Below are 13336 nucleotides of genomic sequence, written 5' to 3'. Positions count from 1 at the left end.
CTCGTGGGGTACATAGTGAAGGCCGTTCACTATGTAATGTCCGGCAGGGGCTGATTCGTCTCACGTGATCACCGTGCGGCGGGTGAGATCCGGATGCCGCGGCGGGACGAGCCAGTTCGCCACCGCGATCGCGAGCGGGAGCGCGACGACCAGGCTCGCGATGAGCCACCACGGAATGTCGGACAGCAGCTGCACGCCGCCGGACTGGATCGAGAACCCGATCGGTGGAAGGACTCCGGCGAGCGCACCGGCCGCGGTTCCGAACCCGGCGATGATGAGCCCCTGCCAGTACCCGATGCGCCGCCGCAGCGAACGCGTGCCGCCGACGGCGGCGAGCGTCGCATCGTCGGGCCGGCGTTCGAACCGCGCGAGCCCGAGCGCGACGGCGCTCGCCCCGAGCACGAGCACCGAGACGGCGGTGAGCAGCGGCACCATCCATGCGGCGTCGCTCGGCGGCCCGAGTTCGGCGTACGGCGAGATGACGTAGGCGTTGGTGCTGAGGCCTTCCGCCTGCGACTGCATCCGATCACGCGCACGCTGACTCAGCGGCTCCTGCGTCGAGGCCACCACACGCTCGGGTGCGAGCGTCATGCCGAGGCGCTCCGCGGTGTGCGGTGCGATCGCGATGCTGACCGGCTGCAGCGGCGCGTCGACCACGATCGCGTCGAGCCGCTCCGCGGCCAACGGGTCTGCGAACGGAGGGGAGTCCGGGTGATGCTCGAAGATGTTGTCGGGCACGCGCCCCTCGTACTGGTCGACGGCCTCATAGGTCTCGACCGTGATCGACGCGTCGGTGACGAAGCGGGCGTCCGGCACGACGGCCGCGCCCGCCCGGTACGCGGCGAGGTCGGATGCCGACAGCTCGACCCCGATCGCGGTCTCGAGGTCATCCGGCGCGATGACCGAGAGCGGATTGCTGGGATCCTGCCCTGACGACTGGAAGGAACCGTCCTCCGGGTCGAGGAGGTACTCCTCGGGAAGCACCGCAAGGGTGAACGTGAGATCGTCCGGAACCGCGTCGGGGCTCGCGTACGACCACGCCCGCTGCTGACGCGACAGCACCGCGACCTCGTCGGCGTCCGCGTCGCGCGCGAGCTGAGTCGCGGCCGCGGCCGCTTCCTCGGCCTCGTCCCCGGTCAGCGTGCCGGTCGTCGACCCGGGGCCGGGCCAGAACGAGACCGCGATGCTGCCGACCGGCGCCTGGTAGAACCACATCCGCGCGGACTGTGCCGTCTGCATCGACGACTGGCCCAGCGCGAAGACCCCGATGAACACGGTCGCCGCGATCGCTGCGAACGCCGGAACCGTGCGCGAGGCGTTGGCGGCGGCATCCCTCGACGCGAGCTTGGCCGCGGCGCCCACGTGCGACAGCCCGCGCGACGACACCCACAGCAGCCACCGGCCCGACATCAGGATGCCGAACTGCGCGACGATCGGCCCCACGACGATGCCATACGCGGGGATGTAGCGCATCGGCGAGTCGTATCCGAAGGCGCTCGTCGCGTTGATCGTCGCGACCGCGAACGCGCTGAGAAGCGTGATCGCCACGCCGAGCACGAGCAGGATCGAGCCCCACACCGGGCGCGACGCGATCGGCTTCTGCGGCCGTCTCGCGCCGCGCAGCGCCTGGAGTGCATCGGTGCGCGCGACGCGACGCGCGGGCATCCATGCCGAGGCGGCGCCCACCACGACCGCGAACACGAGGATCCCGGTGAGCAGCTCCCACGGCACATGGAAGCCCCAGAACTGCGTCGCCCTGCCGTCGGAGGTGAGGGCCATGACCAGCGCGGCGATGCCGACACCGGAGAGCACTCCGATCGCACCGCCGACGAGACCGAGGGAGGTGCCCTGCAGCAGGATCGTGCGCGAGAGGTCGCGGCGATCGGCGCCGACGCTGGCCGCGACCGCGAGCGCCCGCTGCTGTCTCCGCGCGGCGACAGCGAACGCGGCGCCGGCGAGCATCACCACGACATAGCCCGCGAAGAGCCCGGCGACTGTCAGCATGAGCACGAGCGGCCACATCGTCGACCACCAGCCCATCGGCATCGCCGACGCGTAGTAGCGGTTCTCGAAGACGGGAGGATCCAGCAGGACGGCGCGCGAGAGCGCCACGACGCCACCCTCCTGGTTGAGTCTCTGCACGTCGACCCACGGCAGCTCCCGCTCGGGCAGGTACCAACGGGTCGTCCCCCCGACGAGATCCTGCGCCGACGCGGGAAGGAACAGCGCCGCGTCGGCGTCGGCCAGCTGCGCGGCCTTGAGCGTGCCCACAACGGTGTAGTCCTGCGTCGTGTCGGGCAGCGCCAGCGCGTCGCCGATCTCGATGCCGAGATAGTCCAGTGCCGCGGGCGTCACCATCGCTTCGCGGGATGTCGTCGGCCGTTCACCCTCGACGAGGTCGTACGCACCGGCGAAGCGCGGGTCCCAGGCCGCCCCCGCCCACGCAGGAAGAGATGTCGACCCGTCCGCAGTCCGTGCCGCTGCTCGCCCCTGCGCGATCGCGATCACCTCGGTGCCCGCGGGCAGCACTGTCGTCGGATCGTCGAGCGGCGCGCCCTCGGGAATCGTCATGGCATCGTCGGCCCCGATCGGATAGCCGTGCCAAGTCGGATCGATTGGCACTTGCCAGAACCCGGCGTCCGGGACACCCACGGGCTCGATCCAGGCCTGCATCTGCCCGAGCTCCGCCGTGATCTCTTCCTCGGGGGTCGGCATGCTGCTCGCGGAGTACACGACGAACGCCGACATCCCCGCGATCGGCAGCGCCACGAGTGTCGCGACCAGCGCGCTCGAGGCCCACGCGCGCCGCACCTGCCGCCGCGCCAGGCGCGCGGCGACACGCCACCGGCCCAGACCCGCACCGCGGCGCCGGGGCGCGGCATCCGTCGATGCCGGGGGAGGAGCGGATGCCTCGGCCGGCGCGTCCAGCACCTCTGTCATCGCATGCCCGTCAGCAGGGTCTCGGCACCGTCGCGGCGGGACTCGTCGACGATGCGCCCGTCGCGCAGGAACACGATGCGGTCGGCCCACGCCGCATGGCGTGCTTCGTGGGTGACGAGGATGCCGGCGGCGCCCGCATCCACCCGCGCCCGCAGCATCTTCAGCACCATCTCGCCGGTGACGGAGTCGAGGGCGCCGGTCGGCTCGTCGGCCAGGATCAGGCGTCGGCCGCCGACGACCGCACGGGCGATCGCGACGCGCTGCTGCTGACCGCCCGACAGGTCGTCGGGGTACGAGTCCGCTTTCTCGGCCAGCCCGACCGACGCCAGGGCGTCGCGGCCGGCGCGGCGCGCCACCCGTGAGCGGAAGCCGTCGAGCTCGAGCGGGAGGGTGACGTTCTCGAGGGCGGTGAGGGTCGGGATGAGGTTGAAGTCCTGGAAGACGAACCCGAGCGACCGGCGCCGCAACTGTGCGAGCTGCTTCGGTGACTGCTCGCTGAGGTAGGCGCCTTCGATGACCACTTCGCCGGTGGTCGGGGTCGCCAGTCCGCCGGCGATCGACAGGAGCGTGGACTTGCCGGAGCCCGACGGACCCATCACCGCGACGAGCTCGCCCTGCCGCACCTCGAAGTCGACGCCCGACAGCGCAGAGACGGCCGTCGCGCCGCTGCCATATTGCTGCGTGACACCGACGAGGCGCAGCACCGTGTCGGTCATGCGGATGCCTCGGCCTTCGCCGGCCGGCCGCGCTTGGGTTTGTCGGTCGAGAGCTCGAGCGTCATGGCGTGGTCGGGGTGGAGGGCGAGGCGCTGCTCGGTGTGGTCGAGCCAGCGCACCTCGGCCTCGGCCGCGAAGATCATGGAGTCGACGACCAGCGACCACGCGAGCTCTTCGGGCCCGTCGGGGTTCGCGCCCGCGTACTTCGCGCGGTTGAGCTCCTGCAGCTGGGCGAGCGACGCACGACGCTGCGTCTGGATGATGTCGGCCACGTCGACGCCCGGCAGGGTGGCCGCGATCGCGAGCTTGATCGCGAGTTCGTCGCGCGTGCCCTGCGAACGCTGGACGGGGGAGGCCAGCCACTCGCGCACCTCGGCGGCTCCGGCATCCGTGATCTGCCAGTAGACGTGCCCGTGCTCGTCGACGTCGCGCTTCTCGACGAGCCCGTCACGCTCGAGACGGTCGAGCGTGTTGTAGATCTGCCCGACGTTGAGCGGCCACGTCGACCCGGTGCGGCGGTCGAACTCCGCCCGCAGCTGGTAGCCGTAGCACGGCCCCTGATCGAGGATCGCGAGCAGGCTCTGACGTACCGACATGAAGCATCTCCTGGGCTATACCGGGTATGTAATTGCCGAGTATATACATACTCGGTAGCACGACGGATGCCGCAACCCGGCGCGCCGGCGCGGGCCGAGCGGGTCAGTCGGCCGGGGTGAACTCCGCGAGGGCGTCGGTGACGCCGGGCTTCGGGAGCCCGCAGCCGTCGACCGGGTACGCGGGCCGGATCGCCCAGCCGTCGGCGTCGACGAGCCAGACATCGGGCACGACCACGCCGATGGCTGAGCACGGACCGGGCCATTTCGGGTCGTTCGGCACGGCGAATGCGGCCAGGAGCGCCGGCAGGTCGCCCTCGAGCAGGCGCGGAGTCGCCGGTGCCGGTGCCGGTGCCGGGTCCGGCTCGGCGGGAGGCGGGGGCGGCTCGTCGATGATCTCCGGGTCGGCGAGCACAAGCGGGGGATCCACACTCGGAGCGAGTTCGAGCACGGGGTCGCAGACGTACACGGCGACCGGCTCGAAGTCGGCGGGGATCGCGCCCCAGCCGACGTCCCACTCGGCGGAGCAGTCCACCGCCGAGGCGGGATCCGACGGCGGCGGCACGGGCGCGGCCGGAGGAGGCGAGGCGCATGCGGTGACCGCGAGGGCGCCCGCCGCGATCAGCGCAGCGGCCCAGTGGCGCGGCATCCGTCGCCGTCGCGTCGCCCCGATCGCGCTCATGTGTCCATGCTTGCGCACATCCAGCGCACGCCAAGGTCACGGGTGGATAACATAGGCAGGTATGCCTGGGGCGATGCGCCCGGGGCGGCACCGGCGCCGACGCGCCGCACCCGACTGCCTGAAGATGGAGACACTCCGTGGCCAACCCCCTCGAGAAACTGCTTCGCGCTGGTGAGGGTCGCATCCTCCGGCGGCTCCAGCAGGTCGTGAAGGCCGTAGGCGCCCTCGAAGAGGACTACGAACACCTCACCGACGAAGAGCTCCGGGGCGAGACCGCCGAGCTGCGGGCCCGCCACGAAGCAGGCGAGACGCTCGAACAGCTGATGCCGGAGGCGTTCGCGGCGGTCCGTGAGGCGGCCAAGCGCACGCTCGGCCAGCGCGCGTACGACGTGCAGCTCATGGGTGGCGCAGCCCTCCACCTCGGCAACATCGCCGAGATGAAGACCGGTGAGGGCAAGACGCTCACTGCCGCCTTCCCGGTGTACCTGAACGCGATCGCGGGCAAGGGCGTGCACGTGGTCACGGTCAACGACTTCCTCGCGTCGTACCAGTCCGAGCTCATGGGCCGCATCTATCGGGCGCTCGGCATGACGACCGGCAACATCGTCGCCGGGCAGACGCCCGAGGTGCGGCGCCAGCAGTACAACGCCGACATCACGTACGGCACGAACAACGAGTTCGGCTTCGACTACCTGCGCGACAACATGGCGTGGCGCAAGGAGGACCTGGTCCAGCGCGGCCACTTCTTCGCGATCGTCGACGAGGTCGACTCGATCCTCATCGACGAGGCCCGCACACCGCTCATCATCTCGGGGCCCTCCTCGGGCGAGGCGAACCGCTGGTTCGTGGAGTTCGCGAAGATCGCCCGAACCCTCGAGGTCGGCGTCGACTACGAGGTCGACGAGAAGAAGCGCACGATCGGCGTGCTCGAGCCCGGCATCGAGAAGGTCGAGGACTACCTCGGCATCGACAACCTCTACGAGTCCGCCAACACGCCGCTCATCTCGTTCCTGAACAACTCGATCAAGGCGCTCGCGCTGTTCAAGCGCGACGCGGACTACGTCGTCATGAACGACGAGGTCATGATCGTCGACGAGCACACCGGACGCATCCTGGTCGGTCGCCGCTACAACGAGGGCATCCACCAGGCGATCGAGGCGAAGGAGGCGGTGCCGGTCAAGGCCGAGAACCAGACCCTCGCGACCGTCACGCTGCAGAACTACTTCCGCCTCTACGACAAGCTCGCCGGCATGACCGGTACCGCCGAGACCGAGGCGGCGGAGTTCATGTCGACCTACAAGCTGGGCGTCGTCACCATCCCGACGAACAAGCCGATGATCCGCAAGGACATGCCCGACCTCGTCTACAAGAACGAGCAGGCGAAGTTCGCGCAGGTCGTCGAAGACATCGCGGGCCGCCACGCGAACGGGCAGCCCGTCCTCGTCGGCACGGTCAGCGTCGAGAAGAGCGAGTACCTCTCGCGCCTGCTCGCGAAGAAGGGCATCAAGCACGAGGTCCTGAACGCGAAGAACCACGCGCGCGAGGCCGAGATTGTCGCTCGTGCCGGGCGTCTGGGCGCCGTCACCGTCGCCACCAACATGGCCGGCCGCGGCACCGACATCATGCTCGGTGGCAACGCCGAGTTCCTCGCCGTGCAGGAGATGAAGGCCAAGGGTCTCGACCCGGTCGAGACTCCTGACGAGTACGAGGCCGAGTGGGACGCCGTCTACGAGGCGGTGCGAGACCGGGTGGCCGGCGAGGCGGCCAAGGTGATCGAGGCCGGCGGTCTCTACGTGCTCGGCACCGAGCGCCACGAGTCGCGCCGCATCGACAACCAGCTGCGCGGTCGATCAGGACGTCAGGGCGACCCCGGCGAGAGCCGTTTCTACCTGTCCCTCACCGACGACCTCATGCGCCTGTTCCAGTCCGGCGCGGCCGAGGCGATCCTCGCCCGCACGAACTTCCCCGACGACGTCGCGATCGAGTCCGGCATGGTCACGCGCGCGATCAAGTCGGCGCAGAGCCAGGTGGAGGCCCGCAACGCCGAGATCCGCAAGAACGTCCTCAAGTACGACGACGTCCTCAACCGGCAGCGAGAGGCGATCTACTCCGACCGCCGCCACATCCTGCAGGGCGACGACATCGCCGACCGCGTCCAGCACTTCATCGAGGACGCGATCAACGCCGTCATCGACGACCACACCGGATCGGGTCACAGCGAGAACTGGGACTTCGACGCCCTCTGGACCGAGCTGAAGACCCTGTACCCGGTGGGCGTGACCATCGAAGAGGTCGTCGCCGAAGCATCCGGTCGCAAGGGCGGGATCACGGCCGAGGGACTCAAGCGCGAGATCCTCTCGGACGCCCGCATCGCGTACGACAAGCGCCAGGAGTCGCTCGGCGAGGCGGCGACGCGTGAGCTCGAGCGGCGCGTGGTGCTGCAGGTGCTCGACCGCCGCTGGCGCGACCACCTCTACGAGATGGACTACCTCAAGGACGGCATCGGCCTGCGCGCCATGGCCCAGCGCGACCCGCTCATCGAGTACCAGCGCGAGGGCTACCAGATGTTCCAGGCGATGATGGGGCAGATCAAGGAGGAGTCGGTCGGCTACCTCTACAACCTCGAGGTCGAGGTCCGTCGCCAGGGCGAGGGCGAGGCGGTCACGCAGGTCGAGGCCAAGGGCCTGGGCGCGCAGCCTGTCGAGACGCAGCGACTGCAGTACTCGGCATCCAACGACGCCGGCGAAGTCGAAGTGCGCAACGACCGCGGCCAGGTGCAGCAGGCAGCGACCACGCGGCTGCGTCAGGCCGCTGCCGCCGCGGCAGCCGCGTCGCCGGCGCAGGCGCCCGCCCAGGCGCCGGCTGCGGAAGCGCAGCGCGGAGCCTTCGGTCAGCGGACGGATGCCGCGGCCCAGCCACCGCAGCAGGCTCCGCAGAACCGCGCCCAGCGCCGCGCCGCCGAGAAGCGCAAGTAGCCCGGCTGCCGCGCGGCGCCGCGGCCGCCCAGAGTTTCTCCGAGATCAGGTGATCTGGCGGAGGCAGGATGATTCCCACTCGAAACGTCCTGCCTCCGCCAGATCACCTGTTTTCGAGCGGGGGCGCCCGGCGCCGCGCGGGCCACGGACCGTCCATTGGCCTCGGCGCGCCGCGGATATCCTGAGGCGATGAGTCCTCTCCGCACTCTCGACCAGTCCAGCAAGCTCAAGAACGTCCTGTACGAGATCCGCGGACAGGCGCTGGCCGAGGCGGACCGGCTCGAGGACGAGGGACACACCATCCTCAAGCTCAACACCGGGAACCCCGCGGTGTTCGGGTTCGAGGCCCCCTTCCAGATCGTGCGCGACATGATCGAGGCGGTGCCTCACGCGCACGGCTACAGCGACAGCAGGGGCATCATGTCGGCTCGTCGGGCCGTCGTGTCGCGGTACGAGCAGGTCCCCGGGTTCCCGCAGTTCGACCCCGACGACGTCTACCTCGGCAACGGCGTGTCGGAGCTCATCACCATGACGATGCAGGCGCTGCTCGACGAGGGCGACGAGGTGCTCATCCCGGCGCCGGACTACCCGCTGTGGACGGCGATGACGAGCCTCGCCGACGGCACGCCGGTGCACTACCTGTGCGACAACGCCAACGGCTGGCAGCCCGACCTCGACGACATCCGCGCGAAGATCACGCCGCGCACGAAGGCGATCGTCGTGATCAACCCCAACAACCCCACCGGCGCGGTGTACACGCGGGAGGTGCTCCAGGGCATCGTCGAGCTGGCGCGCGAGCACTCGCTGCTGCTGCTGTCGGACGAGATCTACGACCGCATCGTGTACGACGACGCGCAGCACATCCCGCTCGCGACGCTCGCCCCCGATCTGCTGTGCCTCACGTTCAACGGGCTCTCCAAGACGTATCGCGTGGCGGGCTACCGCTCCGGCTGGCTCGTGATCACGGGTCCGAAGAAGCACGCGGCCGGCTTCCTCGAAGGGATACAGCTGCTCGCCTCGACGCGGCTGTGCCCGAACGTCCCCGCACAGCACGCCGTGCAGGCGGCGCTGTCGGGCGTGCAGTCGATCGACGCGCTGATCGCGCCCGACGGCCGGCTGCACGAGCAGCGGGATGCCGCGTGGGAAGGTCTCGAGCGGATCCCCGGCGTGACATGCCTCAAGCCGCAGGGTGCCCTGTACGCCTTCCCGCGCCTGGACCCCGAGGTGCATGAGATCCACGACGACGGCAAGCTGGTGTATGACTTCCTCGTCGCCGAGCATGTGCTCCTCGTGCAGGGGACCGGCTTCAACTGGCCGACGCCCGACCACCTCCGCATCGTCACCCTCCCCGAGGCGCGCGTGCTGTCGGAGGCCATCGAGCGGCTCGGCAACTTCCTCGCGTCGTACAAGCAATGAGACGACGGATGCCGCAGATCGCGGCATCCGTCAAGCCCCTCGCGAGCGGCGACGGCAGCGGCATACTCTCGCGCGCATGGCGATCCAACTGCACCAGCCTGCGCTGCGGCATGCGCGGGCGCTCATCCGCGAAGGCAAGGTCGTCCGTGACGAGCGGGACGACTGGTCGGAGGCGGCTCCGTCCCCCGACGAAGAGAACGCGTTCATCGAGCGCGAGGGCTGGACCGAGTTCTCGCACTGGCACCTCGGCGTCGACCGGCGCGAGAACGAGGAGTCCAAGGGGGCGTACTCGTTCCCGGTCGGGGACTTCCGGCGCGTGCACCGATCGGGCGTGATCTCGGCCGAGAGCCGTGCCGGCCAGCACGACCACTACGAGATCCGCGACGCGCTCAAGTCGCTCCTCGCGCTGATCGACGAGGACGAGAAGAAGTGACGACCGGGCCGGCCACGACGTTGGGGTCGGCCCGCTCGCACGTCTGAAGAGTCAGAGGAGGGCGAGCGACGTCGCGCGCCAGCGCCTGTCCATGCCCTCGAGCCGTACCGCGAGCGCGCGGGTTCGTGCCGGACCGCGCACCACCACGACCGCCTCGACGATGCCGTCGGCGGGCGACGACTCGTGCACCGAGAGGATCGCGTGGACCGGGCGCTTGGCCGGCATTCCGCGCGCGCTGCGCGCGCGGGCGGCCAGGTTGGAGCGCGTGACCAGCTTCCGGTACGGGTCCTCGGTGAGCCAGCGTGCGAGCTGATCGACTTCGCGCACTCCGGCGAGGACCTCCAGGACGCCGAGCGTCAGGTTTCGCAGGAAGGGCTCCGGCGGGGGGAGCGCCGTGGAGGGCGTCCGCTGCGGTGCGAAGAACTCGGAGAGGTCGACGTGCCGGGACGCGTTCGTAGCGCGGGCGTATCCCGCGGGCGTCGTTGCCATGGTTGCCTATCTCGACAGTGGGGGATGTCTTGGGGACAGTAGAACACACGGCGAACTCTCAGAAAAATCGACGCCGCCGTAGCTGTGGATAACTCCGGGGCGGTCGCCGGGATGTGCTCTACTCTCGCGGAGTGCGCTGGGACCGGTTCTTCGACGATCTCGAGGATCAACTCGCCTCCGAATGGGAGGCCGAGCGCGCGGCGCTCGACACCGAGGCGGAACGGCTGCGGCTCTCGCGCGTGCAGCTCGTGGAGCGGCTGACCCTGCTCGTCGCGCGGGAGGGAGCACCGGCGGCCGCGTCGTTCGACCTGTGCGACGGAACGACCCTGCGCGCCCACGTGACCGGCGTCGGGGCGGACTGGGCGGCGCTGTCGCCTTCGGAGGGGCCTTCCGGCGCGGTCCTCGTGCCATTCGGCTCGTTCGTGGCGATCGGGATGCCGCACGCCGACCTCCTGCGCACTGCGCGGCCGGCGCCGGCGCGGTCGGCCCTCGCCGACAGGCTCACCTTCGGCTTCGTGCTGCGCGACCTCGTGCGGCGTCGGGCCGGCGTCGCCGTGCACCTCACGGTCGGACGCGTGCTCACGGGCACGATCGACCGCGCGGGGGCAGACCACCTCGACATCGCGCTGCACGAGCCGGGCGCCCCGCGCCGCGCCGATGCCGTGACCGGCTACCGGATCGTGCCGTTCGCGTCGATCGCGTGGGTGCGCGCCGACGCGGCGCCCCTGCTGCCCTGACGGCCCGGGTTCACCGCGGTGGCAGGCACCGCAGCCCGCTCGGCCGCCCCGCGATCCGGGTGGGTCGCTCAGTCGGGGTTGCGGACGAAGCCGGTGCCCCACAGCTCGGGGAAGCTGGCGGTCTGCGACTGGCGCCACAGCGCCATGCGACGGGCTTCCTCGGCCTGCTCGTCGAGATACGCCGACACGCTTGCGGCGTCGATGCGCCAGCGGGCGGGTGCGCCGACACGCATCCCGCGCAGCCGCCCGTCCATCACGAGCGCCATGACCTCGTCGACCGACACGCCGAGCACTTCGCCCACCTGTGCGGGCGCCAGCAGACGCGTGTCGGACGTCGGGTCATCGGACATGCCCCCATTATGGACCCGCCCAGGAGGAGGGGGCTCGGCGTGACAGTGGCTGTGGATAATGAACGTGCCCTCGAGCGCGTTTGGGTCACGATGGACGCATGAGCGCCATCGAAAACGCCCGAGCCCCGCGCCGCGCCTTCTGGGGAGACGCCAGGTTCTTCCTCGGCATCCTCCTGGTCGTCGCATCGGTCGCGGGAGTGTGGCTGGTCGTCGCGGCGGCGCGCCAGACTGTGCCGGTGTACGCGGCGGCCCGCACCATCGTTCCCGGCCAGGTCATCGCAGCCGACGACCTGCGCATCGTGGATGTCGCGCTCGGCCCGCTCGCCGACACCTACCTCTCTCCCGACGACCTCGGCGACGCCGCGGTCGCCACGCGCACCATCGCCTCGGGCGAGCTCGTGCCCACGGCATCGGTCGGCGGGGCCGACTCGGCGCGCACCACGAGCGTGGTCGTCCGCAGCACTGTGGACGTGCCGGCCTCGGTGACGGCCGGCACCGTCGTCGAGGTGTGGTCCGCGCCGCCCCTCGAGCGGGGCGCGTACGACGAGCCGCGCATCCTCGTCGCCGATGCGACCGTCGTCTCGGTCACGCGGGACGACTCGATGATCGGCGGCGGCGCCGCCGCGCTCGAGCTCGTGATCCCGCGCGCCGATGTCGCCGCCACCCTCGCCGCGATGGCGGATGAGGCCGCGCTGTCGGTCGTCCCGACGGGGACGGGCTCGTGAGGGTCGTCGTCGCGGTCGACCATGGCGGTCCGCTCGCCGACGGGCTGCGGCGCGAGGGGATCGACGTCGTCGCGGTGGTCGCGGCATCCGCCCCGCTCGTCTCGCTGTCGGAGGAGGTGCCGGAGCCTGACGCCCACGACGTGCTCCAGGCGCTGGCCGGCGCGGACGCGCTCGTGCTCGAGGTCGCGCGCAGCACGGTGTCGCCCGACCTGGTGACGCTGTGCGATCGAGCGGGGACCCGGATCCTCCCGCTGTGCGACGGCGCCGCAGCGGAGCGCCTGGCGGCGGCATGCGGCCTCGAGGCGCCGCTCGACCGCGACGCCGAGGCGTGGCGCATCGCCGAGACGCTGGCCGCCCGGCCGGCGCTGCCGGCCGCCGAGACCCGGCCCCAGCCGCGCGTCATCGTGGTGTGGGGACCAGCGGGGTCTCCCGGCCGGTCGACGGTCGCGACCGAGCTGGCGGTCGAGCTCGCACGCGGCGGGCGGCACGTCGGCCTCGTCGACGCCGACACGCACGCGCCGTCCATCGCGCTGGCCCTCGGGCTCGCCGACGAAGGGCCGGGCTTCGCCGCGGCGTGCCGGCAGGCGGAGCTCGGCGGTCTCGATGCGCGCGAGCTGTCGCGCATCGCGATCCCGCTCGGACGCACCGGCGTCGATGTGCTGACCGGCATCAACCGGCCGTCGCGGTGGCCGGAGCTGAGCGAGCGGCGCGTCACCGGCGCTCTCGCCGCCTGTCGCGAGTGGGCGGACTACATCGTGGTCGACGTCGCGGGTTCGCTCGAGCGCGACGAAGAGATCATGAGCGACCTCGGTGCTCCCCGGCGCAACGCCGCGACGCTTGCCGCACTGCGTTGCGCCGATCTGATCGTCGCGGTGGCCGGCGCCGATCCCGTCGGCGTCGCGCGCTTCCTCCGCGCGTTCTCAGAGCTGCGCGCGACCGTCGGCGTCACTCCCGTCGCCGTGGTGGCGAACCGGCTGCGGCCCGGCGCGCTCGGCATCGACGCGCGCGGGCAGGTGCGTCGCACCCTCGACCGATTCGGCGGCATCGACGACGTCTGGTTCCTACCTCAGGATCCGCGTTCCGCCGACGCTGCGCTGCTGTCGGCGCGCACCATCGCCGACGTCGCGCCGAAGTCGCCCCTGACCCTCGCGATCCGGCGGTTCGCCGGTGAAGCGGTGGTCCCCGCGCCCCAGACTCCGCCGGTCGGCGACGCCGGCCGCAAGCCGGGGCGCGCGCGACGTGCGCGTGTCCTTGCGCGCGCCGCCGAACCGGTTGCGTGA

The 13336-nt window shown here is 71.0% G+C and carries 12 protein-coding genes; 6 read left to right on the top strand and 6 right to left on the bottom strand.

Annotation, left to right across the window (positions count from 1 at the left end):
- Positions 1 to 60: 60 nt before the first annotated feature.
- From IM778_RS11805 to IM778_RS11790, 4 genes are all read right to left on the bottom strand, one after another.
- Positions 61 to 2940, bottom strand: a complete 2880-nt coding sequence (locus tag IM778_RS11805) for an ABC transporter permease (RefSeq protein ID WP_194409075.1) — start codon at positions 2938 to 2940, stop codon at positions 61 to 63.
- On the bottom strand, positions 2937 to 3656 hold the full coding sequence (locus tag IM778_RS11800; RefSeq protein WP_194409074.1) for an ABC transporter ATP-binding protein: 720 nt from the start codon (positions 3654 to 3656) through the stop codon (positions 2937 to 2939). Before IM778_RS11800 ends, IM778_RS11805 begins: the two co-directional genes overlap by 4 nt.
- Entirely contained in the window at positions 3653 to 4252 is a 600-nt protein-coding gene (locus tag IM778_RS11795; RefSeq protein ID WP_194409073.1) for a PadR family transcriptional regulator, read from the bottom strand. The genes IM778_RS11800 and IM778_RS11795 overlap by 4 nt, the downstream gene beginning before the upstream one ends.
- A gap of 103 nt (positions 4253 to 4355) precedes the next feature.
- Positions 4356 to 4931 (bottom strand): hypothetical protein, encoded by a 576-nt coding sequence (locus IM778_RS11790; protein ID WP_194409072.1) that lies wholly within the window; start codon positions 4929 to 4931, stop codon positions 4356 to 4358.
- A 137-nt stretch (positions 4932 to 5068) separates the two neighbouring features.
- Here IM778_RS11790 and secA point away from each other — a divergent pair, with 137 nt between their 5' ends.
- The 3 genes from secA to IM778_RS11775 all read left to right on the top strand — a co-directional run bounded on the left by secA (position 5069) and on the right by IM778_RS11775 (position 9755).
- Positions 5069 to 7906, top strand: coding sequence for a preprotein translocase subunit SecA (secA, locus tag IM778_RS11785; protein WP_194409071.1), 2838 nt, complete (start codon positions 5069 to 5071; stop codon positions 7904 to 7906).
- 189 nt (positions 7907 to 8095) lie between these two features.
- Positions 8096 to 9322, top strand: coding sequence for a pyridoxal phosphate-dependent aminotransferase (locus tag IM778_RS11780; protein ID WP_194409070.1), 1227 nt, complete (start codon positions 8096 to 8098; stop codon positions 9320 to 9322).
- Positions 9323 to 9398: 76 nt separating this feature from the next.
- Positions 9399 to 9755, top strand: a complete 357-nt coding sequence (locus IM778_RS11775; protein ID WP_194409069.1) for a hypothetical protein — start codon at positions 9399 to 9401, stop codon at positions 9753 to 9755.
- A 51-nt stretch (positions 9756 to 9806) separates the two neighbouring features.
- Here the strand turns inward: IM778_RS11775 and IM778_RS11770 are convergent, their stop codons facing one another.
- Complete coding sequence (locus IM778_RS11770; protein ID WP_194409068.1) at positions 9807 to 10244, bottom strand: Rv3235 family protein; 438 nt, start codon at positions 10242 to 10244, stop codon at positions 9807 to 9809.
- A gap of 131 nt (positions 10245 to 10375) precedes the next feature.
- Here IM778_RS11770 and IM778_RS11765 point away from each other — a divergent pair, with 131 nt between their 5' ends.
- Positions 10376 to 10981 carry a hypothetical protein gene (locus tag IM778_RS11765; RefSeq protein WP_194409067.1) on the top strand — a complete coding sequence of 202 codons (606 nt, stop codon included), beginning with the start codon at positions 10376 to 10378 and terminating at the stop codon, positions 10979 to 10981.
- A 68-nt stretch (positions 10982 to 11049) separates the two neighbouring features.
- Here IM778_RS11765 and IM778_RS11760 read toward each other — a convergent pair whose 3' ends face one another.
- Positions 11050 to 11331 carry a helix-turn-helix domain-containing protein gene (locus IM778_RS11760; protein WP_194409066.1) on the bottom strand — a complete coding sequence of 94 codons (282 nt, stop codon included), beginning with the start codon at positions 11329 to 11331 and terminating at the stop codon, positions 11050 to 11052.
- Positions 11332 to 11429: 98 nt separating this feature from the next.
- Between IM778_RS11760 and IM778_RS11755 the strand changes: the two genes are divergently transcribed.
- Positions 11430 to 12056, top strand: a complete 627-nt coding sequence (locus IM778_RS11755) for an SAF domain-containing protein (protein WP_194409065.1) — start codon at positions 11430 to 11432, stop codon at positions 12054 to 12056.
- Positions 12053 to 13336: a CpaE/TadZ family protein gene (locus tag IM778_RS11750; RefSeq protein WP_194409064.1), complete on the top strand. Its 1284-nt coding sequence runs from the start codon at positions 12053 to 12055 to the stop codon at positions 13334 to 13336. Before IM778_RS11755 ends, IM778_RS11750 begins: the two co-directional genes overlap by 4 nt.

This window comes from Microbacterium cremeum, assembly GCF_015277855.1.
GTDB lineage: Bacteria > Actinomycetota > Actinomycetes > Actinomycetales > Microbacteriaceae > Microbacterium > Microbacterium cremeum.
The sequence above is the reverse complement of the archived record's forward strand: the minus strand, read 5'-3'. Positions and strand labels throughout refer to the sequence as shown.

Coding starts and splice junctions, on each gene's coding strand:
- IM778_RS11790 (WP_194409072.1), bottom strand. CDS start 4,931: ATGAGCGCGATCGGGGCGACGCGACGGCGACGGATGCCGCGCCACTGG.
- IM778_RS11800 (WP_194409074.1), bottom strand. CDS start 3,656: ATGACCGACACGGTGCTGCGCCTCGTCGGTGTCACGCAGCAATATGGC.
- IM778_RS11770 (WP_194409068.1), bottom strand. CDS start 10,244: ATGGCAACGACGCCCGCGGGATACGCCCGCGCTACGAACGCGTCCCGG.
- IM778_RS11795 (WP_194409073.1), bottom strand. CDS start 4,252: ATGTCGGTACGTCAGAGCCTGCTCGCGATCCTCGATCAGGGGCCGTGC.
- IM778_RS11775 (WP_194409069.1), top strand. CDS start 9,399: ATGGCGATCCAACTGCACCAGCCTGCGCTGCGGCATGCGCGGGCGCTC.
- IM778_RS11760 (WP_194409066.1), bottom strand. CDS start 11,331: ATGTCCGATGACCCGACGTCCGACACGCGTCTGCTGGCGCCCGCACAG.
- IM778_RS11805 (WP_194409075.1), bottom strand. CDS start 2,940: ATGACAGAGGTGCTGGACGCGCCGGCCGAGGCATCCGCTCCTCCCCCG.
- IM778_RS11755 (WP_194409065.1), top strand. CDS start 11,430: ATGAGCGCCATCGAAAACGCCCGAGCCCCGCGCCGCGCCTTCTGGGGA.
- IM778_RS11780 (WP_194409070.1), top strand. CDS start 8,096: ATGAGTCCTCTCCGCACTCTCGACCAGTCCAGCAAGCTCAAGAACGTC.